The sequence below is a fragment of the Microbacterium sp. Bi121 genome (assembly GCF_918698005.1).
Classification (GTDB): Bacteria; Actinomycetota; Actinomycetes; order Actinomycetales; family Microbacteriaceae; genus Microbacterium.
The window spans coordinates 13,696-36,773 of record NZ_CAKKLJ010000002.1; the positions used below are offsets into that span (position 1 = coordinate 13,696).

Genomic DNA, 23,078 nt, shown 5'->3' on the forward strand with positions numbered 1-23,078 from the left:
GTGAGCATGGACATCGAACTCGGTCGAGGCAAGCGCGCGCGCCGCGCATACACGTTCGACGACATCGCGGTGGTGCCGTCGCGGCGCACCCGCAACCCGGAGGACGTCTCGACCGGGTGGTCGATCGACGCGTTCTCGTTCGACACCCCGGTGATCGGCGCCCCGATGGACTCGGTGGTGAGCCCGCAGACCGCGATCATGCTCGGCAAGCTCGGCGGCCTCGGAGTCCTCGACCTCGAGGGCCTGTGGACGCGCTACGAGAACCCAGAGCCACTGCTCGCCGAGATCGCTGCCCTCCCGGCCGACAAGGCCACCGTACGGATGCAGCAGCTGTACTCGGAGCCGATCAAGCCCGAGCTCATCACCACGCGCATCGCCGAGATCCGTGAGGGCGGGGTCACCGTCGCGGCATCCCTCACCCCGCAGCGCACGCAGGAGCTCTACGACACCGTCGCCGCTGCCGGCGTCGACCTGTTCGTGATCCGCGGCACCACGGTGTCGGCCGAGCACGTCTCCAGCGTCGACGAGCCGCTGAACCTGAAGAAGTTCATCTACGACCTCGACGTGCCCGTGATCGTCGGCGGAGCCGCGACCTACACCGCGGCCCTGCACCTCATGCGCACCGGCGCAGCCGGCGTGCTCGTCGGATTCGGCGGGGGAGCGGCATCCACCACTCGCGCGACGCTCGGCATCCACGCTCCGATGGCCACCGCCGTCTCGGACGTCGCGGCGGCACGTCGTGACTACCTCGACGAGTCCGGCGGACGCTACGTGCACGTGATCGCCGACGGCGGCGTCGGCACCTCCGGCGACATCGTCAAGGCGCTCGCGATGGGCGCGGATGCCGTCATGCTCGGTGTCGCGCTCGCGCGCGCCACCGACGCCCCCGGCCGGGGCTTCCACTGGGGTCCCGAGGCTCATCACCCGCAGCTGCCGCGCGGCCGTCGCGTCGAGACACCGGGCATCGCGACGCTCGAGGAGATCCTGTACGGACCGGCGCCCGTCGCCGACGGCACCGCCAACCTCATCGGCGCGCTCCGCAAGTCGATGGCCACGACGGGCTACTCCGACCTCAAGGAGTTCCAGCGCGTCGAGGTCGTACTCGCCCCGTACGAGTCGTGACGGGCGCGCGCTGCCCGTGACGACCACGCCCGAGATCCCGCCGACTCAGGAGTTCCCGCCGACTCTGCGCGAGGTGATGCTGCGCGGGCGCTGGATCGGCGTGCTGTGCGCATGCCTCGTCGTGGCCGGTGTCTTCGCGTTCCTCGGCCAATGGCAGCTGGAACGCGCCATCGACACGGATCCGCCGCCGGCAGGGATCACGGAGGAGGTGCGGCCGCTCGCCGACGTCCTCGAACCGGGCGAGTATTTGGCGGAGCCGCTGGTCGGACAGCGGGTCGAGACCTCCGGCACCTGGGTGGGCGGTGACTTCCTCGTCGTCTCGTCGCGGTTCAACGACGGCGACGGAGCCGATGAGGGAACGTCGGGCTACTGGGTGACGGGGCAACTCCGCGTCGCCGATCGCACATCGATCGCCGTCGCGCTCGGTTGGGCGCCCGATCGTGAGAGCGCGGATGCCGCCGTCGCCGATCTGGACAGGAATGCCGCCGGTGCCGATGCCGAGATCACCGGCCGCATCATCTCCGATGAGGGCGCTGCCCTCCCACCGGCCGACGAGCCCTTCGCGCTGAGCAAGATGTCGCCGGCGATGCTGCTGGGGCAGTGGCACGACGTGGAGCAGCTGTCGATGTACCGTCCGTACCTCGCATCGGTGGATGCTCCGGACGGACTCGTCGACATCGTCTCGCCTGCGCCGCACGAGCTGTCCAGCGTCAATTGGCTGAACGTCTTCTACGCCATCGAGTGGGCCGTGTTCGCCGGCTTCGCGTTCTACATCTGGTACCGGCTCGCGAAGGACCGGTGGCAGCTCGAGGTCGAGGAGTTCGAGGAGCGCGCGGCCGCGGCATCCTGATCGGAGCAGCACGGCCCTTCCACTTTCGTCCAATGACTGCCGACGTTGCGCCCTGCCGAAAGTCGTAACGCAGGTCGGCTCGGAAGAACTTCCGGTTAGCGATCTCTGAACTCTCTCGGGAAAGTCTCAGCCCGCTCATAAGCTCACACGCGAGTGGCCGCATGCACCGACCCTGTGCGTCGCGAAAGCTCCCTCGTGCGCCTCATGGCGACGCCCGGGGTCTCATCTGTCGACGAGGAGAACAACCGAATGATGTCGTCCACCCCTGACGGTGCAGCGCGTCGCGCTGGGTCGTCCATCGCACGCAGACGGGGGCGCATCGCGACCCTCGCCCTGACCACCACATGCGCGCTGAGCTTCGGAACGCTCGTCGCCGCGCCCGCCTTCGCCGCCGCAGACGGCACAGGCGTCGTCATCAACGAGGCGTACCTGTCCGGCGGCAGCGCCGGTGCCGCCTTCAAGAACAAGTTCGTCGAGCTGTACAACCCGACCGATGCCGACATCACCCTCGACGGCATGTCGATCCAGTACCGGTCGGCGACAGGCACCGGCAACTCGAACGGCGTCGTCGCGCTCTCGGGCGTCATCCCCGCCGGCGGGTACTATCTCGTCCAGGGCGGCTCGAACGGTGCGAACGGAGCCGTGCTGCCTGAGGCCGACGCCGCGGGGAACCTCAACCCGAGCGGCACCACCGGCACGCTCGCCCTGGTGCAGGGCACGGCGGCCGTCACCCTCGGAACCGGTTCCGTCGTCGGCGCCGACGGCGTCGTCGACGTGCTCGGCTACGGCACGTCCAACACGTTCGAGACCGCACCGGCGACGGCTCCGGCCGGCAACACCGACGTCAAGTCCCTGAACCGAACCGACGGCGTGGACACCGACGACAACTCGGCCGACTTCACGCTCTCGGCCACCATCACCCCGCAGGCCTCCGAAACAGACCCGGGCGACCCCGGTGACCCCGGCGACCCCGATCCCACGACGGCGACGATCGCCGAGGTGCAGGGCACGACGGACGTCTCGCCCCTGAACGGACAGACCGTCACCGTCGAAGGCGTCGTCACGGCGGACTACCGCACCGGCGGCTACAACGGCATCGTCATCCAGACGAAGGACTCCGGGGGCGAGAACGACGCGACCCCCGGTGCCTCCGACGGCGTCTTCGTCTTCCTGAACGGCAAGACGGTTCCCGGAGCCATCGGCGACCTCGTCTCGGTCACCGGAACCGTCTCCGAGTACTTCGGGCAGACCCAGATCAGCCCGGCGGACGCCGCCGGCGTCACGCTCGTGACCGCCGGTGCGGGTGTTCCCGCAGCGACGCCGCTCCCCGGGACAGTTGTCGGCGGCGACCGCGAGGCGTACGAGAACATGCTCGTCGCCCCGTCCGGCGACTACCTGATCGCGTCCAGCCACCAGCTCTACAACTTCGGCACCCTGTGGCTGAACCCGGGCGAGCTCAACGTCAAGAGCACCGAGCTCGAGCGCCCCGGTGACGCGGCGAATGCGATCGCAGCATCCAACCGCGCCGATCGCATCCTCCTCGACGACGGATACAACGTCCAGATCAGCAACAGCGCGCACCCCGGCGACCAGCCGTACTTCACGAAGGACACGGTGGTCCGCAACGGCGACGCCGTCGACTTCGCCCAGGACGGCTACGTGCTGCAGTACGGATTCGACGACTGGCGCCTGCAGCCGGTCACGCCGATCAACAGCGACACGGCCGCCGCCGACAAGGCGACGTTCGCCACCGAGAACCCTCGGTCTGCGACGGCCCCCGAGGTCGGCGGTGACGTCCAGGTCGCGGCGTTCAACGTCTTCAACTACTTCACGACGTTCTCGGAGGACGACCCCGACGCCCGCGGGGCGAAGAACCAGGCGTTCTTCGACATCCAGCGCTCGAAGATCGTCACGGCGATCAATGGCCTGGATGCGGACGTGGTCGCGCTGATGGAGATCGAGAACTCGGTGCATTTCGGCGACGGAACGCCCGACGTGGCGCTGCAGAACCTTGTGAACGGTCTGAATGCCGACGCGGGCAGCGACGTGTGGGACTACGTCGAGACGCCCGACGAGCTGCTCGACACGACGACCGACGTCATCACGAGCGCGATCATCTACAAGAAGGATGCCGTCACCCCGGTGGGAGACAGCATGGCGAAGATCGACGAGACGGTGTGGGGCAACGCCCGCGAGCCGATCGCGCAGACCTTCGACATGGATGGTCGCACGATCTCGGTGGTCGCCAACCACTTCAAGTCGAAGTCGGGCGACGGCGCAGAGCCGGCCGACGGTCAGGGACACTTCAACGCCGACCGCACCGCTCAGGCGCAGTCTCTGCTGGAGTTCACCGACGAGATCACGGAGGCATCGGGCAGCGACGACGTTCTGCTCCTCGGCGACTTCAACGCGTACGCGAAGGAGGACCCGATCAACGTGTTCTCCGAGGCGGGCTGGAGCGACCTCGTGCCAGCGAACGCCGCAGGTCAATACACGTACTCGTTCGACGGCGAGCTCGGCTCCCTCGACCACGCCATCGCCTCGCCGTCCCTTTCGGCGTCGATCACCGGCACTGGTGTCTGGACGATCAACTCGCCGGAGTGGAGCGACCGCGGCTACGCGTTCGGCGCCACCGAGGCGGGCACGCCGTTCCGCTCCAGCGACCACGACCCGGTCATCGTCGGCATCTCGAGCGAGATCCCGCCGGTCGACATCGACATCGTCACGATCAACGACTTCCACGGTCGCATCGAGGCCGACGGTGCGGCGGCCGGTGCCGCCGTGCTCGCCGGGGCTGTGAAGTCTGTCCGCGACGCGAACCCGAACACGGTGTTCGCCGCTGCGGGCGACCTCATCGGAGCATCCACGTTCACGTCGTTCATCAACGACGACAACCCCACGATCGACGCGCTGAACGCCGCCGGGCTCGAAGTGAGCGCCGCCGGCAACCACGAGTTCGATCAGGGCTGGGAGGACCTTCGCGACCGCGTGCAGGACCGCGCGGACTGGGAGTACATCTCCTCGAACGTGTTCCTCACCGAGACCGGCGAGACCGCCCTGGCCCCGGCATGGGTCAAGGAGATGGACGGCGTCCGCGTCGGCTTCATCGGCGCTGTGACCGAGGAGCTCGACTCGCTCGTCTCGCCAGAGGGCATCGCCGATCTGGAGGTGCGCAGCATCGTCGACTCGGTGAACGACGTGGCCGATGATCTGACCGACGGCGACTCCGCCAACGGCGAGGCCGATGTGCTGATCCTGCTCGTGCACGAGGGTGCGACGTCCACGGACGTCGCGAGCATCACGCCCGAGTCGGCGCTGGGCACGATCGTCGACGGCGTCGACGACAGCGTGAGCGCGATCGTCTCGGCGCACACCCACCTCGCGTACAACCACGTCATCGACGGCCGCCCTGTGGTCTCGGCGGGTCAGTACGGCGAGAACTTCGGCCTGATGAACCTGCAGGTCGACCCGGAGACGAAGGAACTGCTCTCGATCACCAACGAGATCAAGCCCCTCACGCAGGACGGTGCTCCGCTCTACGAGCCGATCGCCGAGGTGCAGTCGATCGTCGACGATGCCAAGGCAGAGGCCGACGTCCTCGGTGCTGAGCCGGTCGGAACCATCACCGGTGACTTCAACCGGGCGCGTCAGACGAACGGCTCGGAGAACCGCGGCGGCGAGTCCACGATCGGCAACTTCGTGGCCGACGTGCAGCAGTGGGCGACCGGTGCTGACCTCGCGATCATGAACCCCGGTGGCATCCGAGCGAACCTGACGTACGCGTCGTCCGGGGCATCCGATCCGGACGGCAACGTGACGTTCCGTGAGGCGGCGACGGTGCAGCCGTTCGCCAACACGCTGGTCACCCTGAACCTCACCGGTGCGCAGCTGAAGGGCGTGCTCGAGGAGCAGTGGCAGCCGGCGGGTGCGAGCCGTCCGTTCCTCAAGCTGGGGCTCTCGGAGGGTCTGCAGTACACGTACGACCCGACGGCGGCGGCGGGGGAGCGGATCACCGCGATCACGCTGAACGGCGACCTGATCGACCCTGAGGCGTCCTACGTCGTCGCGGCCAACTCGTTCCTCGCAGCCGGTGGAGACAACTTCTTCACCCTCGCCGAGGGCACGAACAAGGCCGACACGGGCAAGATCGACCTGCAGTCCATGGTCGATTGGTTCGACGCCAACGGCACGGCGACGCCCGACCTCGCGCAGCGCGCCGTCGGCGTGACGCTCAGCGCTCCGGATGCCGACGGCTACAGCGCTGGCGACGAGGTCACCATCGACCTCTCATCGCTCGCGTTCAGCGGCGGCGACCCGGCGCCGGGTGAGGTCAGCGTCTCGCTCGGTGACGTCGTTCTCGCCAGCGGCGCGGTGGATCCGACGGTCGTCGACACCACCGACGAGGCCGGCCGAGCGAGCCTGACGTTCACGGTCCCGGAGGGGGTGTCCGGCGAGCAGCTGCTCACCGTCGCGGTCGTGGATGCCGGCACGAACGTCCGCGTTCCGATCACGTTCGCGGATGCGGGCGAGGAGGAGTTCGAAGGGACGATCGAGGTCAAGGGCAACACCGTCAGCGCAGGCAAGAAGCTCGCCGTCTCCGGCGACGACTTCACGCCGGGCGAGACGGTGACCGTGACCCTCGAGTCGAAGAAGGGCAAGCTCGTCGAGCTCGGCACCGTCGTGGTCGACGAGGACGGCTCGTTCTCCGCATCCCTCACGGTGCCGAAGAACACGGATGCCGGGCGCTACACCGTGATCGTCGCACAAGCCGATGGCGACCAGGCCACCGATCAGGTCACGGTCAACAAGGGCGGCGGCAACGGCGGCGGCCTCGGCGGCATCATCAAGGCGGTGGTCGACTGGCTGTGGGATCTGATCTCCGGCTGGTTCTGAGCGACTGACGGCGAAGGCCGCCGGGAGCATTCCCGGCGGCCTTCGCCGTGCGCCGCGCGCTAGTAGACTTGAGGCCATGCCCGAACCGAAAGCCGCCTCGTTCCCGAAGATCCGCGGGGCGCTGAGGTTCTATCAGGTCGCCTCGATCATCACCGGTGTCATGCTGCTTCTGTTGCTGGCCGAGATGATCCTCAAGTACAGCCCCACGCACCTCGAGCTGTTCGCCGGCGGCTCCGGCGGCCTGCTCTGGTTCGCAGACGTCATCGTCGGCGACGGATGCCAGTGGTATTCACTGTTCGTTCCCGGCGGCATGGGCTGCGAGCTCACCTCCGTCGGCGACGGGACGAACATCTCGCTGCTCATCCTCGTCGCGCACGGCTGGTTCTACGTCGTGTACCTGTTCGCGATCTTCCGCCTGTGGAGCCTGATGCGCTGGCCGTTCGTCCGCTTCATCATGCTCGCCCTCGGCGGCGTCATCCCGGCCCTCTCATTCATCATGGAGGTCCGCGTCTCTCGCGAGGTGAAGGCCTACCTCGCATCACGCGAAGCATCCGTCGCCGAAGCATCACTCACCCAGGAGGCAGCGCTATGAGCGCCGACACCGCCCAGCGCCCCGTCCTCGTCGTCGACTTCGGCGCCCAGTACGCGCAGCTGATCGCCCGCCGCGTCCGTGAGGCCGGCGTCTACAGCGAGATCGTCCCGCACAGCGTCTCGGCCGCCGAGATCAGCGAGAAGAACCCGGTCGCGCTCATCCTCTCCGGCGGGCCGTCATCGGTCTACGAAGAGGGCGCACCAGCGCTCGACTCCGCGATCTTCGACCTCGGCGTTCCGACCCTCGGCATCTGCTACGGCTTCCAGGTGATGGCGCGTGCGCTCGGCGGCGAGGTCGCCAACACCGGCCTGCGCGAGTACGGCGCGACGGATGCGGTGATCGCTGAAGACGGCGGCGTGCTGCTCGGCGGTCAGCCGAGCACGCAGAACGTCTGGATGAGCCACGGCGACCAGGTCTCCCGTGCGCCAGAAGGCTTCGACGTGCTGGCATCCACCACCGACACCCCCGTCGCCGCGTTCGGCAGCGATGAGAAGTGCTTCTACGGCGTGCAGTGGCACCCCGAGGTCAAGCACTCCGATCACGGCCAGGAGGTTCTCGAGAACTTCCTGCACAAGGCCGCCGGCCTCGCCTCGGACTGGAACAGCGGCAACGTCATCGACGAGCAGGTCGCCCGCATCCGCGAGCAGGTCGGCTCGGCCCGCGTCATCTCGGCCCTCTCCGGCGGCGTCGATTCCGCCGTCTCGACGGCCCTCGTGCACAAGGCCATCGGCGACCAGCTCACCGCCGTCTTCGTCGACCACGGCCTCCTCCGCAAGGGCGAGCGCGAGCAGGTCGAGAACGACTACGTCGCCTCAACGGGCGTCCGCCTGATCACAGTGGACGCCGCCGACACCTTCCTCGGGCACCTCGAAGGCGTCAGCGACCCGGAGCAGAAGCGCAAGATCATCGGACGCGAGTTCATCCGCGCGTTCGAGAAGGTGCAGCTCGACCTGGTCGCCGAGGCCAAGGCCGAGGGCGAGCCGATCAAGTTCCTCGTCCAGGGCACCCTGTACCCCGACGTCGTCGAGTCCGGTGGCGGAACGGGGACGGCGAACATCAAGTCGCACCACAACGTCGGCGGCCTTCCGGAGGATCTCGACTTCGAGCTCATCGAGCCGCTGCGCACCCTGTTCAAGGACGAGGTCCGCGCGATCGGCCGCGAGCTGGGACTGCCTGAGGCGATCGTCGGACGGCAGCCGTTTCCGGGCCCTGGCCTCGGCATCCGCATCGTGGGTGAGGTCACCGCTGACCGCCTCGAGATTCTGCGCGAGGCCGACGCCATCGCCCGCGAGGAGCTGACCAAGGCCGGCCTCGACAGCGAGATCTGGCAGTGCCCCGTCGTGCTGCTCGCCGATGTGCGCTCGGTGGGCGTGCAGGGCGACGGACGCACCTACGGGCACCCGATCGTTCTGCGCCCCGTGTCCAGCGAGGACGCCATGACGGCCGACTGGACCCGACTGCCCTACGACGTGCTCTCGAAGATCTCCAACCGCATCACCAACGGCGTCCGCGATGTCAACCGCGTGGTGCTCGATGTGACCTCGAAGCCCCCGGGGACCATCGAGTGGGAGTGAGATCGGTTGAGATTTTTTCGCAGCCGATGTCGATCTGACGTCTTCCCGTTCGACGTCTTCAGTGAGAGGGTCGGAACCGACCCCGCAACTGAAGGAGAACATCATGAAGTTCATGCTGATCATGCGCGCGACCGACGAGGCTGTCCAGGCGTACAGCGAGATTCCGTTCGACCAGATCATCGAAGCCATGGGCAAGTACAACGAGTCGATGATCAAGGCCGGGGTCCTGGCCGCCGGCGAGGGCCTCAGCGACGCCTCCGAGGGGTTCGTCGTCGACTTCAGCGCCGAGAAGCCGCTCATCACCGACGGCCCCTACGGCGAGACCAAGGAGCTGTTCAACGGCTTCTGGATCATCGAAGTCTCCTCGCGTGAAGAGGCAGCCGAATGGGCGAGCCGCGCCCCGCTGACCGCAGGCAACTTCCTCGAAGTGCGGCGCGTCCAGGAGATGGACGACTTCCCGGCCGATAACGAGTGGATCCAGAAGGAACAGGGCTGGCGCGACGAGGCCGAGCAGCGCGCGCAGCAGTGAACCGGCGATGCCATGAGCTCTGCTGAAAGCGGCGAGACGGTGCGTTCCACAACTGATGCGGAGCGCGCCGTCGCCGCCGTATGGCGCATAGAGTCGGCGAAGATCGTCGCCACGCTGACGCGCATGGTCGGCGACTTCGGCCTCGCGGAGGACCTGGCACAGGACGCGCTCCTCGAAGCACTGCAGCAGTGGCCCCAGGTCGGTGTGCCGCGCAACCCCGCGGCCTGGCTGACGGCCGTCGCCAAGCGTCGCGCGATCGACGGCTGGCGCCGTCAGGAGCGCTATGACGACCGGATCACCACGATCGCGCACGACCTCGAAAGCGAGAACGCGGACGCGATGGATGCCGCTCCCTGGGACCCGGATGCCATCGACGATGACGTCCTGCGCCTGATCTTCATCTCCTGTCACCCCGTGCTCTCGCGGGAGGCCAGCGTGGCACTCACACTGCGGGTCGTCGGCGGTCTCGGAAGCGAAGAGATCGCCCGGGCCTTCGTCGTCCCGACGGCCACGGTGCAGCAGCGTATCGTGCGAGCGAAGAAGACCCTGGGAGCCGCGAAGGTGCCGTTCGAAGTCCCGTCGCGCGAGGACTACGCCGAGCGGTTGAGCGCGGTCCTCGGGGTGCTCTATCTGATCTTCAACGAGGGGCACGCGGCCTCGAGCGGCGACAGCTGGATGCGCCCTGAGCTCAGCCACGAGGCGATCCGGCTGACGCGCGTGCTCACGGCGCTGGTGCCTGGAGAGCGCGATGCGCACAGCGTGCTCGCGCTCATGGAGCTCACCGCCGCCCGGTTTCCCGCGCGGATCGACGCGAACGGCGAACCGATCCTCCTCGCCGATCAGGACCGCAGCCGCTGGGATCGCAGCCGCATCTCGCGCGGCCGGGCAGCACTGGAGAAGGCCGATGCCATCGGCCAGGGGCGAGGCTCGTACGGACTCCAGGCCGCGATCGCCGAATGCCACGCTGCCGCGCCGTCCGTCGGTGAGACCGACTGGGACAGGATCGTCCTGCTGTACGAGGCGCTCGGCCGGATCGCGCCGTCTCCCGTGGTGGAGCTGAACCGGGCCGCGGCCGTGGCGATGGCGACGGGGCCGGCATCCGCTCTGCGGATCATCGACGAGGTCGCAGCATCCGGCGCACTCGCCGGCTATCACCTCCTTCCGGCGACACGGGGCGAGCTGCTGCTCAGGCTGGGGCGGAAGGACGAGGCCCGCACCGAGTTCGCCACTGCTGCGAGACTCGCGGGGAACGACAGAGAGCGCGCCCTTCTGGAGTTGAAAGCCGAAGGCTGACGCAGCGAGGCCCCCGGGTGGTGACACCCGGGGGCCTCGCTGGCGCGTCTACGCGCGGAGATCGGCTAGTCGCGCACCTTGTTGCCACGACCCACGATGAGGCCGTAGATCAGCAGCACGATGATCGCGCCACCGATCGCGAGAGCCCACGTGCCGAGATCGAAGAACTCCTCGAGCCCGCGGCCGAAGAGCAGGCCACCGATCCAGCCTCCGAGCAGTGCGCCGACAACGCCCAGGATCAGCGTGACGAACCAGCCGCCGCCCTGCTTGCCGGGGAGGATCAGCTTCGCGATCGCCCCGGCGATGAGTCCGAGAAGAAGGAATCCGAGAAAACCCATGATGTGCTCCTTTACGTCTGTGATTGTGACGGTGGCTACATGATCCTCTTGTCTGTGAGTTTCATGTACCCCGTTGACGGAGTGTCGCAGATACGGCAAGGGGCCCGTCTCCGAAGAAACGGGCCCCTTGAGACGATTCGGATCAGTTGCTTCCGCGGGCGATCGCGATGATGCGCAGGATCTCGACGTACAGCCAGACAACCGTGACCATGATGCCGAAGGCGCCCATCCAGCCGAACTTGCGCGGCGCGCCGTTGCGGACGCCCTGCTGGATCTGGTCGAAGTCGAGCACCAGCGAGTACGCGGCCATGATGACCACGAGCACGCCGATGATGAGGCCGAGCGGGATGCCGGCGATCTCGGTGCTGAACAGGCCGAAGGCGTTCTGGTTGATGCCGGTCCACATCAGCACGAGGTTCAGGAGCGAGAAGACCAGGTAGCCGACCATCGCGATCATGAAGACCTTGGTGGCCTTCTTCGACGCGCGGATCTTGCCGCTGGCGAAGAGGGCGAGGGTCACGCCCACCACCGCGACCGTCGCGAGCGTGGCCTGCGTCACGATGCCCGGGTAGATGACTTCGAAGAACGCGGAGATGCCGCCGACGAAGAGCCCCTCGAAGACCGCGTAGGCGAAGATCAGAGCGGGACGCACCTTCTTGCGCGCGGTGAAGGTGATCACCATGGCGAGGACGAAGCCGCCGAGCGCTCCGACGATCCACGGCAGCATGTTCGGCGCGAAGTCCGAGTACGGGTTGTACTCAGGGGCGGCGATGCCGCCCAGGGTCCACACCCAGCCGACAGCCGCGGCGACGAGGAGGATGCCGAACAGGCCGGCGGTCTTCCACACCGTGTCCTCGACGGACATGCGGTCCGTCTCGATGGCGCCGGCGGACGGGGCCGTGTACATGCCCTCGAGCTGCGCGTTGGCCGCGGCATCCATGCTCGCGTGCTGGAAGGACGCGGTGTGAGCGCCCTGCATACCGGTCTGAGCGCCAGGCGCGCCCGGATAGGTGGCCACGTTGCGCGGATCCTGCTTCTGGAACGCCGGGTTGTTGAAGGCGAAGTTGCTCATGATTGTGGGCCTCACTCCGAAAGTGGTTGAAGGTCGCTTTCTTCAACGATACCGGCGGATTCCTATGCGTGGGGTGTTCTAACCTGAATCCATGCCCAGGAAGTCCCCGCTCGTCATCGGACATCGCGGCGCCCCGGGTTATCGCCCGGAGCACAGCCGCTCCTCATACGAATTGGCGCTGGCGATGGGCGTCGATGCCGTCGAACCGGACGTCGTCGCCACCAGCGACGGCGTGCTCGTCATCCGGCACGAGAACGAGATCTCCGGCACGACCGATGTCGCCGACCGTCCGGAGTTCGCGGCACGCAAGACGACCAAGCGCATCGACGGGCAGCCGCTGACCGGATGGTTCACCGAGGACTTCACCTGGCAGGAACTGTCGATACTTCGCACGAGGGAGCGGCTGCCGGAGGTCCGCCCTTCCAGCGCAACCTTCGGCGATGCCCAGCCGATGCTGCGCCTGATCGACCTGCTCGATCTCGTGCGGGCCGGTTCGACCGAGCACGGTCGCGAGATCGGCGTCGTGCTCGAGATCAAGCACGCCACCTACTTCTCGAGCATCGGCCTCGACCTCGCACCGCTGATCGCGCGTGATCTGCGCGCGGCCGGCTGGGCGGACGGCGAACTGCCGCTCACGATCGAGTCCTTCGAGTCGACGGTGCTCGCCCAGCTTCGGGCGGAGGGGATCTCGGCCTCGTACATCTACCTGATCGAGGCCTCAGGTCGCCCCTACGATCAGTTCGTGGCCGTCGGCAGGCACGCCGCGTCGTACAAGTCGGTCGTGACTCCCAAGGGTCTGGATGCCCTGATCGGCAGAGTCGACGGCATCAGCGTGAACAAGCGGATGCTGCTCGCCCGCGACAACACGATCGTCGCCGACGCGCATGCACGCGGACTGAAGGTGTTCACGTGGACCGCGCGCCCGGAGAACGCGTTCCTCGCGGCCGAGTTCCGCGGGGACGGGGGGCGCCAGGCATACGGGGACTACGAGGCCGAGTGGGCGGTCCTGGCCCGCAGCGGCATCGACGGCGTGTTCGTCGACCATCCCGATCTCGGCGTGGCGTTCTTCCGTCGCTGATTCCCTGCCAGACTGACCGCATGACCGGAATCGTCGCCGAGGGCGTCAGCAGATCGTTCGGTACAGGAGCGAGTACCGTGCAGGCCGTCCGCAGTGCGAGTTTCCGCGCTGAGCCGGGTCGCGTGACCGGCCTCGTCGGGCCCAACGGCGCGGGGAAGACGACGCTGCTGCTCATGCTGGCATCCCTGCTCGCCCCCGATACGGGCACGATCCGGATCGGCGAGGTCGACCCGATGGACGATCCGCTGAGCGCCAGACGCCTGCTCGGGTGGATGCCGGACGCTCTCGGCGCCTGGCCTTCGCTCACCGCCCGCGAGACGATCGTCACGACCGCGCGGTTGTACGACATCGAACGGGACGCAGCGCAGCAGAAGGCAGCCGAACTGCTCTCGCTCGTCGGGCTGGGCGAGCTCGCCGATTCTCCGGCGAAGGTGCTCTCCCGCGGGCAGAAGCAGAAGCTGGGCCTGGCCCGCGCCCTCGTGCATGATCCGCAGGTTCTGCTGCTCGACGAGCCGGCATCGGGCCTCGACCCCGCCGCTCGCGTGCAATTGCGTGTTCTGCTTCGACGGCTGGCGGCCGAGGGTCGCACGATCCTTATCTCCAGCCACATCCTCTCCGAGCTCGAAGAGGTGATCGACGACGCCGTCTTCCTCGTCGCCGGTGCTGTCGTCGACGCAGCCCCGGCGAACTCGACCGCCCGCGGCTGGCGCATCCGCCTCGCCGGCGCCGACCCTGCACGCGGGATGGCGGACGCGGATCGGATAGCCGCAGCGCTCGGGATGGAGCCCGGTGCGCTGGGCATCGACCGCAACGCGGCCGTCGCCGGGTTCGAGAGCGAGCAGGCGGCGGCCGCAGGGCTCCGCCTCATCGTCGAAGCCGGACTCGACGTGACCGAGTTCTCACCCGCGCAGAGCGCGCTGGAGCACACCTTCCTGAACCTGCCGCAGACGGGGCCGAACGCATGAACCTCACGCACATCGGCATCATCGCCCGGCTCGAGCTCACGCAGCGGCTCCGCAGCGTCGGCTGGTACATCCTGCTCGGCGTCTACGCGCTGATCCTGCTCGGCATCACCGGTCTGTCGTTCGCGGTGTACTCGTACACCGGCATGGCCGGCGCCGGCGTGTACTCGATCGTCGTCAACATCGTGCTGCTGCTGGTCGTCCTCGTCTCGCCCACGCTCAGCGGCAACGCCATCAACGGCGATCGGGATGCCGCCACCCTCGCGGCCGTGCAGGTGACGGCCGTCTCCACCGGCGACATCATGCTCGGCAAGCTCCTTGCGGCTGTCGCGACGGGCGGGGCGTTCCTGCTCGTCGCCGTGCCGTTCCTCGCGATCTCGCTGATCGGCGGGGGAGCGCACCCCGGCACGCTCGCGGTGTCACTGATCGTGCTCGCCGTGGAGATCATCGTCGTCGCCGCGATCGGCGTCGGCTTCAGCGGTCTGATCGCCCGGCCGCTGTTCTCGGTCGCTGCCACCTACCTGGTCGTCGCGGCGCTCGCGATCGGGACGCTCATCGTCTTCGCCCTCGGCGGCACGGCGCTTCGCACCGAGACCACGAACTACAACCGGCCCTACGACAGCTTCGGCAACGTGGACTGCGACCGCTGGGAGACCTACACCTACGAGACGCCGCGATTCGATCGCGTCTGGTGGGTGCTCGCGGCGAACCCCTTCGTCGTGCTGGCCGACGCCACGCCCACTGTCTACGGCGACGGCGGATGGCCGGCCGACATGTTCGGTCAGATCAAGTACGGCGTCCGCAGCGCGCAGCTGCCGCCGCAGGACTACCGCTGGGACGAGTGCAACCCGGACGAGTCGCAGGCCCAGGACCGGACCGCCCAGGAGGTCATCGACAGCACCGTTCCGAGCTGGTTCGTCGGTCTGGGCGTCCAGATCGTGCTCGCCGGTGGATTGTTCGCCGGCGCCTGGGCGCGAACGACGACGCCGGCGCGGATGCTGCCACCCGGTACCCGCATCGCCTGACCGCGTTGCTCATCTGGATCGGGTTGCTCGCCTGACCCCGTTGCGACACGGGCCGTTCACCTTCTGGACGGACCCCGTGCGACTGCCGGACAGCCGGAATCGGTCGACTGAGGCACGTTCGTGTCCCGATCCCGATTCTTCTGGAGTCACATGTCTCGCCTGACCAGCGGGCTGGCAGCATCGGCGGTGTGCGCCCTCGGCGCAGCCACCCTGTTCGCCGTGCCCACCGCAGCTCTCGCCGAAGCGGCGCCGCTCGGCGTCCGCATCAATGAAGTCGTCTCGAACAGTGGCAGCCCGGATGACTGGATCGAGTTCTACAACTACTCCGGGACGCAGGTCGACCTGAGCGGCTACATCGTCCAGGACAACAGCGACAAGAACCCGTACACGCTTCCCACCGGGACGGTTCTCGAGCCCGGTGCGTACCTCGTGCTCGACACGCTGGTGGACGGCGTGGGCGACTTCGACTTCGGCCTGGGCAAGGGCGACAGCGTCCGGTTGTTCGCGCCCGGTGACGCGAACGGGCAGACTCCGCTGCTTGAGGCGACCTGGCCCGCCGAGACTCACGCTGTTCCCAGTTGGGGTGCGAAGGGCGACGGCGCTGACGTCACGTATGGGCTGACCGCTGAGGCGACCAAGGGCGCAGAGAACGTCTTCTCGTCGGGAGGCGAAGGCGAGCCCGGTGGTGGCGAGCCCGGTGGTGGAGAACCCAGTGCCGGCGGCGATGTCGTGCTGAACGAGATCATCTACGACGAAGCATCCGGATACACCGACCGCGTCGAGATCGTCAACACGGGCACCGAGCCCGCTTCGATCGCCGGCTGGACGATCTCCGACGACAAGCGCGATCGCTTCAGCACGCCGTTCGCCGAGGGCACGACCCTCGCGCCCGGTGCGTTCGCAGTGCTCGTGACCGATGTCGACTTCACATTCGGGCTCGGCAAGGGCGACGAGGTCGTCCTCTACGACGCCGCGAACGCCGAGGTCGACGCGTACACCTATGAGGCGACCTCGCCGACCGCGACCTGGGCGCGCTGCCCCGACGGCACGGGCGACTGGGTGCACGCGACGACTGCGACGCCCGGCGCGGCCAACGACTGCGCGCCGGCCTCCGTCCCCGGCTCCGTCGTGCTCAACGAGGTCGACTCGCAGCCGTCCGACTGGGTGGAGCTGCACAACCCCGGCACCGAGGCATTCGATCTCTCCGGCTACGAGATCCGTGACAACTCCGACGACCACCGCTGGGTGTTCCCGGCTGGCAGCACCATCGCGGGCGGCCAGTTCCTCGTCGTCGAGGCGAACGCTGCGGGCACGATCTACGACGACCAGTCGAAGACCTACGTCGACGGCATCTTCTCAGCGGCGATCGGCATCGGCGGCGCCGACGAGGTCCGCCTGTTCGACACCGCGCTCGAGCTGGTCGACCGCACCGGAACCTGGCAGGAGCACGCCAGCATCGACGGCGACTTCGCTGCGGCGACGCTCGCGCGCTGCCCCGACGGCACCGGCGACTTCGTGCTCGCCTTCGAGACCAAGGGCGCGGCGAACGAGTGCGTGCCGCCGACCGTCGCGATCAACGAGATCGAGTCGAACGGCGACGCCACCGACTGGGTGGAGGTCGTCAACATCGGTTCCGCGCCCGTCGACATCTCCGGCTGGACGCTCATGGACAGCGACCCGGTCGGTCACGCGGGCGAGACCACGCCGCTGCCGACCGGCACGGTGCTCGAACCCGGCGCATACTTCGTCTTCGACCAGAACACGAACTTCGCGTTCGGCCTGGGCGGCGGCGACACGGTCACCGTGCGCGATGCCAACGGCAGCACCGTCGACGAGCACGTCTACGCAGAGCACGCAGCGGGCGTCCTCGCACGATGCGAGGACGGCACCGGCGAGTTCGTCGACGTCGCGGTCAGCACCAAGGGCCTCCGCAACGCCTGCGGCAACCCCGTGCGCATCAACGAGGTCGAATCGGACGGCGACCCCGACTGGGTCGAGCTCGTCAACCCGACCGCCGAGGTGCTCGATGTCTCCGGCATCGTCGTGAAGGACGACGACGACACCCACGTTCACGAGATCGCCGCGGGCACCAGCATCCCGGCGAACGGCTACCTCGTTCTCGACGACCTCGAGTTCGGAATCGGCAAGGACGACACGATCCGCGTGTTCGACGGCGACATGCTCGTGGACTCCACCTCGTGGGGTGCAGGGCACGTGGCTCCGACCTGGGGACGCTGCCCGGACACGACCGGCGCATTCGCCGCGACGGCGGAATCGACACCCGGCGCGGCGAACGTCTGCGTCGGCGAGATCCCGGTGTCGCCGTGGCCCGGTTCGGCCGACGTGCGTGCGCTCGACAGCATCCCGACCTTCCTCGAGGACAGTTCAGGGCTCGACGTCCAGCAGACCGCAGATGGGACGTTCCTCTGGGCCGTGGACAACGGCACGGGAAAGATCTGGAAGATGACGGCCTCAGCGGACGGATCCGTCGCGTTCGCTGACGGCTGGGCCGACGGCAAGCGCGTGCGCTTCCAGAAGGACGCATCCGACCCGAACGCGGCCGGCCCCGACACCGAGGGCATCACCGTCGACGGCAATGGCCTCGTCTACGTGGCATCCGAGCGCGACAACGGCGACAAGGGCGTCAACCAGAACAAGATCCTGCAGGTCGACCCGAACGCACCCGGCCCCGACCTGGTCGCTCAGACCGAGTGGGACCTCACCGCCCAGCTGCCTGCGGTAGGCGCGAACCTCGGAATGGAGGCAGTCGAGTGGGTGCCGGATGCGGCGCTGGCCGGCAAGCTCTACGACGACAACACGAAGGCGCCGTACGAAGCTGCGACGTACGCCGGCGGCGGACTGTTCTTCGTCGCCGTCGAGGACAACGGCGGCGTGTACGCCTTCGCGCTCGCAGCGGGCGGGTTCGCAACGCTCGTGTCGACCATCGACCCCGGCCTCGCCGGTGTCATGAGCCTCGACTACGACTCGTTCCTGGGCGTCCTGTGGGCGGTGTGCGACGACGGCTGCGGCGGCACCTCGGCGCAGGTGACGCTCAACGGGACGGACAAGCCCGGCATCGCGCACTTCGCGCGCCCGGCCGGCATGCCCGACATCAACAACGAGGGCTTCGCCACGGCGCCTGCTTCGCTGTCGACCGACGGCCAGCGTCCGGTGTGGTGGTTCGCCGACGGGTTCACGTCGGAGGCGCTGCACGTCGGAACAATGCCTGGTCTCGCAGACACCGACCCTGGAGAGGGCCCGGGTGAGAACCCCGGCGAGAACCCGGGTGGCGGCGGATCCGACGACGGCGGCAACCAGCCCGGTCCGTCGGTCGAGCCGCTCCCCGGCACCGGCCTGGTGGACGACAACCGCGGTGGCGCGACCGTCGACCAGACGGTCGTCGCACCCGGCGGCCAGGTGACGATCACGCTGGGTGCTCAGCACGCCGGTGTGGACGTCGAGGTGTTCATGTACTCCGACCCGGTCTTCCTCGCGGCGGGTACGCTGAACGCCGCCGGTGCGATCACGGTCACCATCCCCGCGGATGCTCCGGCCGGCGCCCACCGCCTCGCGGTGTACTCGGCCGACGGCGAACTGCTCGGATGGGCGAACATCCAGGTAAGCGGCGAGCTCGCGACGACCGGTGCCGAGACGTCGGCCGGTGGACTCGTCCTCGCGCTCGGCCTGCTGCTCGCCGGCGGCCTGGCCCTGACGCTGCGCCGCCGCATGCAGAACGTGTAACCGGACCGCGCACGAAGGCGCGTGGGGCCCAGCGCTCCACGCGCCTTCGGCGTATCCCCGCAGTCCCATGCGGGATCAGTTCGGTCGGTTATGGCGCGGAATAACCGACCGAACTGATACCGCCTGAGCGAACTAGAGTCCTCGTATGGGAGCGACGGCGCGATGGCGGGGCGCAATCGCGCTCCTCGTCGTCCTGGGGCTGCTCGCCGCAGGCTTCGGGGTGTCGCTGGCCGTCGGCGACGCGCTCGGCATCCGCTCCGAGCCCGCCGAAAGGATGGGGACGAGCGAGTCGGCGGATGCCCCGATCCTGCCGGCGGTCGCACCGCCGCAGTTCTCGGTCGAGGCCCCGCAGGACGACCCCCGGGTCCAGGCGGCGGTCGACGCGTTGAGCGACGCCGTGGCGGCGCGCACCACCGACGGCGCAGTCGGTCTGACCGTCACCTACGCTTCGGCGGACGGCGATGACGACGCGTACACGCTGTCGGCCACAGCATCCGCTCTGAGCATCGAAGCATCCACGGCCGCCGGCGCCGTGCGGGGCGTGTACGACATCGCCCGTGCTGTCCGCGACGGTCGCGAAGTCGCGACGCTGATCGGCGAGGTCCCGGCATCCCGACTGCCGCTGCGCATGGCCGACCTGGGTGCCGTCGGGGTCGCAGCCGACCCGGTGCAGTGGCGATCGGGCAGTGACTACTCGCACGCATCGAAGGCGTTCGCCGACGTGTTCCTCGCGGATCCGCCATACATCGACGAGGCAGCGCTCGCCGCCGCCTACGACGAGTACGACGCGTACCTTCGGCAGATGCTCGCCGACGGGTACAACGCGATCGCGTTTCCCGGTTTCGTGGAGTTCGCGACGTTCTCGGGCGTCGACGGCGTCTATCCCGACGGCGACGCTCACATCGCGAAGGCACTGGCATTGCGTGAGGCGTTCGGCCCGTTCTGGGAGCGTGCGGAGGAACTCGGCACGAAGGTGTTCCTGCGCACCGACATGCTCACGCTCACGACGCCGCTCGAGGCGTATCTGCAGGATCGCTTCGGCGGACTGGACACCGAGAACCCCGAGCTCTGGGACGTCTATGCGGCGGGGCTCGACGAGCTGTACGCGGCCGAGCCAGCGCTCGACGGCGTGCTCATCCGCATCGGCGAGGCAGGCAACGTCTACGACGTCGAGGGGTGGGACTACTACTCCGCGCTCGCCGTGACGACGACGGATGCCGTTCGCGCGATGCTCACGGCACTCACCGCCCAGGCCGAGAACGCGGGACGCGAGGTGATCTTCCGCACCTGGAGCGTCGGCGTCGGGGCCGTCGGCGACATGCACACGAACGTCGCATCCTACGAGGCCGTGCTCGGAGGCATCGATTCGCCGGCGCTGATCGTGTCGACCAAGTACACGCTCGGCGACTTCTACAGCTGGCTGCCGCTGAACGACACGCTGCTCCACGGCGACCAGCGCCGGATCGTCGAGTTCCAGAGCAGACGCGAGTTCGAGAACAACGGCGCATTTCCGAACGACCTCGGCCCGGAGTACCAGTGGGCGCTGCAGACGCTGCTCGCGGGCAACGAGAACATCGAGGGCATCTGGGCCTGGACGCAGGACGGCGGGCCGTGGCGCGCGGGCCCGATGATCCTCTACCAGAAGGCCGGCTTCTGGCAGCTCGCCGATCTGAACACCCGGGTGGCCGGTCGCCTCGCGCAGGACCCGGAGGCGGACGTGCGGCAGATCACGGCGGACTGGGCGCGGGAGTGGTTCTCGGATGACGCCGAAACTGTCACCGCGATCGTCGACGTGATGGCGGCGTCGAGGGAGGCGATCGAGCAGGGCCTGTACATCCAGCCGTTCGCCGAGGAGCGGGTGTTCGCGATCGGGCTCGAACCGCCGCCGATGATGTGGATCTTCGAGTGGGACATCCTCACCGGCGATTCCGCCGTGCTCGATGTCATCTACACGATCTCGCGTGATCGGCTCGATGAGGCGCTCGCCGGGGGAGCGGATGCCGTCGCCGCTGTCGAGCGCATGCGGAAGGCGATCGCGGCGACAGATGCCGACACGTGGCGCGACCCTGAGCTGCGCCATCGGTTCATCGACACCCTCGACTACGAGCTCGACACGCTCGACATGCTCGCAAGCTACCGCGGAATGATCATGCATCAGGCGCAGTGGCATGACACGCTCACCCCGGATGCCTATGCGGCTTGGCAGGATTCCCGTGACGCCTTCGCAGTGCAGGCGGAGAAGCACCTGGCGACGTACGAGGGCGACGTCGACTACCCGGCGTACAATCTGACAGCCGCCCAGCTCGGCATCGAACGCGCCGACCGCGACCTCGCGATGGCGTGGACTTCGCGGGTGCTGCTCGCCTTGACGATCGCCTGGATCGTGATCGGGATGCTGGCCGCCAGAACTCGCCTCGTTCGGCGACCAGGCGCCGCTGCGGCGCGGGCGAGCTGGGTGAGCGCGACCAGACCCTGGCGGGCCGAGGAATCGACGCTCGGAATGCTGCGCGCCGACCGCGTACTTCTGGTCGCGGTACCGGCCGCTCTGCTGGTCGCGACGAGGGCCGTGCAGACGTCGCTGCTGTCGTGGACGCATCTGGCCGTCGTCCTCGGCGCCTGGGCGGTGTTCCTGACGGTGGTTCTCCTCGCGTCGCGCCGGCGTTCGCCGTGGCCGGTGATCGCCGTCGTCGGCGGCGTGATCATGCTGCGCTGCGCTCTCACGCTCGCCGTGCTGTCGCTCAGCGGGCCCGGCGGCTACTGGTTCGCGTTCTGGACGGAACCGCTGCAGCGGTCGATCTACATCACGCTCGCCGTCGCCCTGTTCGTCTGGATGTTCGCCGCCGCCGGCTGGGTGCTCGCGGGTCAGTGGGGGCGCCGCAGAGCATGGGGCATCGTGCTGAGCGGGATCGGGGCAGGGCTCGCCGTGCCTGCCACTGTCATCGCGGTCGTCGGGCTCGAGCGCGCCCTGACGATCTGGAACGATCAGATGGGCCTGCTGCCGTGGGGGCTGTCGCGGATCCTCGGCATCACGGTCTACCTCGACATCCCGGCATCCACCGCCGTGTACGCCGCCGTCGCCGGCGCGGTCGTCTGCGGCATCGGCACCCTGCTGGCCGTGCCGTGGCGGCGTCGCGGCTGAGAGGACTACCGGCTGCTTCGGCTACTTCCCGTCGAACGGGCCGCGCCGCGTGGACACGATGTCCTTGCCGAGCGGCATGAGCGAGATGGGCACCATCTTGAAGTCGGCGATCGCCATCGGGATGCCGATGATCGTGATGCACAGCGCGAGACCGGACAGGATGTGCCCGATCGCGAGCCACCAGCCGGCCAGCACCACCCAGATGATGTTGCCGAGGAATGCGCCCACACCCGAGGTGGGCTTCTCGACCACGCGCCGCCCGAACGGCCAGAACGCGTACCCGGCCAGACGGAACGAGGCGATGGCCCAGGGGATCGTCACGATCGGGATGCACAGCAGGATGCCGGCGACCACGTAGCCGAGGAAGAGCACCCAGCCGGCGAAGACGACCCAGATGACGTTGAGGATTGTGCGCATCGATCCGTCCTTCGATCAGTGCTGTTCGCGGCGGACGCGACGGCCCGAGATGCTGTCGATGGCGAGTCGCAGCGGGGTCGCGCGATCGCTGCCGGCCCAGGGGGATACGCGTCGGAGCCCTTCCGGAGGGTCCTCGTCCGCGACCACGGAGAGGCGCCCGTGAATCAGCACGCTCCACCCCGTGCCGCCGAGGTCGTCGTGGTAGTCGACCTCGAACGCGACCTGCGCGCCGTGGTCAGCGATTCGACGCAGAATGCCGTCCGATGCGGTGCGCAGGACGAGATCTTGTCCCGAAGCGCGAAAGTTCACGGGAAAGATCTCGACGCGCTCGTCGAGAACGAACCCGATTCTTCCCACCGTGGTGCTGGTCAGGAGCTCGTAGCACTCCTTCTCCTGCAGATCGCTGATCATCTCGTCCTCCTCGATGCGGCTCGCAAGCGGGTGTCTGCGGCC

The 23,078-nt window shown here is 68.2% G+C and carries 16 protein-coding genes; 12 read left to right on the top strand and 4 right to left on the bottom strand.

From position 1 onward, the window contains the following. The first annotated feature begins 6 nt into the window (after positions 1-6). From LQZ87_RS02825 to LQZ87_RS02855, 7 genes are all read left to right on the top strand, one after another. The gene (locus tag LQZ87_RS02825) at positions 7-1,122 is read left to right on the top strand and encodes a GuaB3 family IMP dehydrogenase-related protein (protein ID WP_230102325.1); all 1,116 of its coding nucleotides are present in this window, start codon (positions 7-9) and stop codon (positions 1,120-1,122) included. 76 nt (positions 1,123-1,198) lie between these two features. Continuing rightward, a complete protein-coding gene (locus tag LQZ87_RS02830) occupies positions 1,199-1,972 on the top strand; it encodes an SURF1 family protein (RefSeq protein ID WP_230102326.1) in 774 nt (257 codons plus the stop codon). Positions 1,973-2,221: 249 nt separating this feature from the next. Continuing rightward, positions 2,222-6,865: an ExeM/NucH family extracellular endonuclease gene (locus LQZ87_RS02835; protein WP_230101946.1), complete on the top strand. Its 4,644-nt coding sequence runs from the start codon at positions 2,222-2,224 to the stop codon at positions 6,863-6,865. Between the two features lie 76 nt (positions 6,866-6,941). Then, positions 6,942-7,457, top strand: a complete 516-nt coding sequence (locus LQZ87_RS02840; RefSeq protein ID WP_230101947.1) for a DUF3817 domain-containing protein — start codon at positions 6,942-6,944, stop codon at positions 7,455-7,457. After that, positions 7,454-9,031 (top strand): glutamine-hydrolyzing GMP synthase, encoded by a 1,578-nt coding sequence (guaA, locus tag LQZ87_RS02845; RefSeq protein WP_230101948.1) that lies wholly within the window; start codon positions 7,454-7,456, stop codon positions 9,029-9,031. Before LQZ87_RS02840 ends, guaA begins: the two co-directional genes overlap by 4 nt. Positions 9,032-9,134: 103 nt before the next feature. Next, complete coding sequence (locus LQZ87_RS02850; protein ID WP_230101949.1) at positions 9,135-9,560, top strand: YciI family protein; 426 nt, start codon at positions 9,135-9,137, stop codon at positions 9,558-9,560. A 12-nt stretch (positions 9,561-9,572) separates the two neighbouring features. Beyond that, positions 9,573-10,853 (top strand): RNA polymerase sigma factor, encoded by a 1,281-nt coding sequence (locus LQZ87_RS02855; RefSeq protein ID WP_230101950.1) that lies wholly within the window; start codon positions 9,573-9,575, stop codon positions 10,851-10,853. 65 nt (positions 10,854-10,918) lie between these two features. Here LQZ87_RS02855 and LQZ87_RS02860 read toward each other — a convergent pair whose 3' ends face one another. Both LQZ87_RS02860 and LQZ87_RS02865 read right to left on the bottom strand, forming a co-directional pair. Next, the gene (locus LQZ87_RS02860; RefSeq protein WP_230101951.1) at positions 10,919-11,191 is read right to left on the bottom strand and encodes a GlsB/YeaQ/YmgE family stress response membrane protein; all 273 of its coding nucleotides are present in this window, start codon (positions 11,189-11,191) and stop codon (positions 10,919-10,921) included. A 142-nt stretch (positions 11,192-11,333) separates the two neighbouring features. After that, positions 11,334-12,263 carry a Bax inhibitor-1/YccA family protein gene (locus LQZ87_RS02865; protein ID WP_230101952.1) on the bottom strand — a complete coding sequence of 310 codons (930 nt, stop codon included), beginning with the start codon at positions 12,261-12,263 and terminating at the stop codon, positions 11,334-11,336. Positions 12,264-12,354: 91 nt separating this feature from the next. On the opposite strand from LQZ87_RS02865, the gene LQZ87_RS02870 reads away from it, so the two are divergent. The 5 genes from LQZ87_RS02870 (at position 12,355) to LQZ87_RS02890 (ending at position 22,208) form a co-directional block, all read left to right on the top strand. Continuing rightward, a complete protein-coding gene (locus tag LQZ87_RS02870; protein ID WP_230101953.1) occupies positions 12,355-13,341 on the top strand; it encodes a glycerophosphodiester phosphodiesterase family protein in 987 nt (328 codons plus the stop codon). A 20-nt stretch (positions 13,342-13,361) separates the two neighbouring features. After that, positions 13,362-14,306: an ABC transporter ATP-binding protein gene (locus LQZ87_RS02875; RefSeq protein WP_230101954.1), complete on the top strand. Its 945-nt coding sequence runs from the start codon at positions 13,362-13,364 to the stop codon at positions 14,304-14,306. Next, positions 14,303-15,328, top strand: coding sequence for an ABC transporter permease (locus LQZ87_RS02880; protein WP_230101955.1), 1,026 nt, complete (start codon positions 14,303-14,305; stop codon positions 15,326-15,328). Before LQZ87_RS02875 ends, LQZ87_RS02880 begins: the two co-directional genes overlap by 4 nt. A gap of 150 nt (positions 15,329-15,478) precedes the next feature. After that, the gene (locus LQZ87_RS02885; RefSeq protein ID WP_230101956.1) at positions 15,479-19,069 is read left to right on the top strand and encodes a lamin tail domain-containing protein; all 3,591 of its coding nucleotides are present in this window, start codon (positions 15,479-15,481) and stop codon (positions 19,067-19,069) included. 145 nt (positions 19,070-19,214) lie between these two features. Further along, complete coding sequence (locus LQZ87_RS02890) at positions 19,215-22,208, top strand: hypothetical protein (protein ID WP_230101957.1); 2,994 nt, start codon at positions 19,215-19,217, stop codon at positions 22,206-22,208. Positions 22,209-22,229: 21 nt separating this feature from the next. On the opposite strand, the gene LQZ87_RS02895 is transcribed toward LQZ87_RS02890, so the two are convergent. Continuing rightward, complete coding sequence (locus LQZ87_RS02895; protein ID WP_230101958.1) at positions 22,230-22,625, bottom strand: YccF domain-containing protein; 396 nt, start codon at positions 22,623-22,625, stop codon at positions 22,230-22,232. 15 nt (positions 22,626-22,640) lie between these two features. Then, positions 22,641-23,036, bottom strand: a complete 396-nt coding sequence (locus LQZ87_RS02900) for a pyridoxamine 5'-phosphate oxidase family protein (RefSeq protein ID WP_230101959.1) — start codon at positions 23,034-23,036, stop codon at positions 22,641-22,643. Between the last annotated feature and the right edge of the window lie 42 nt (positions 23,037-23,078).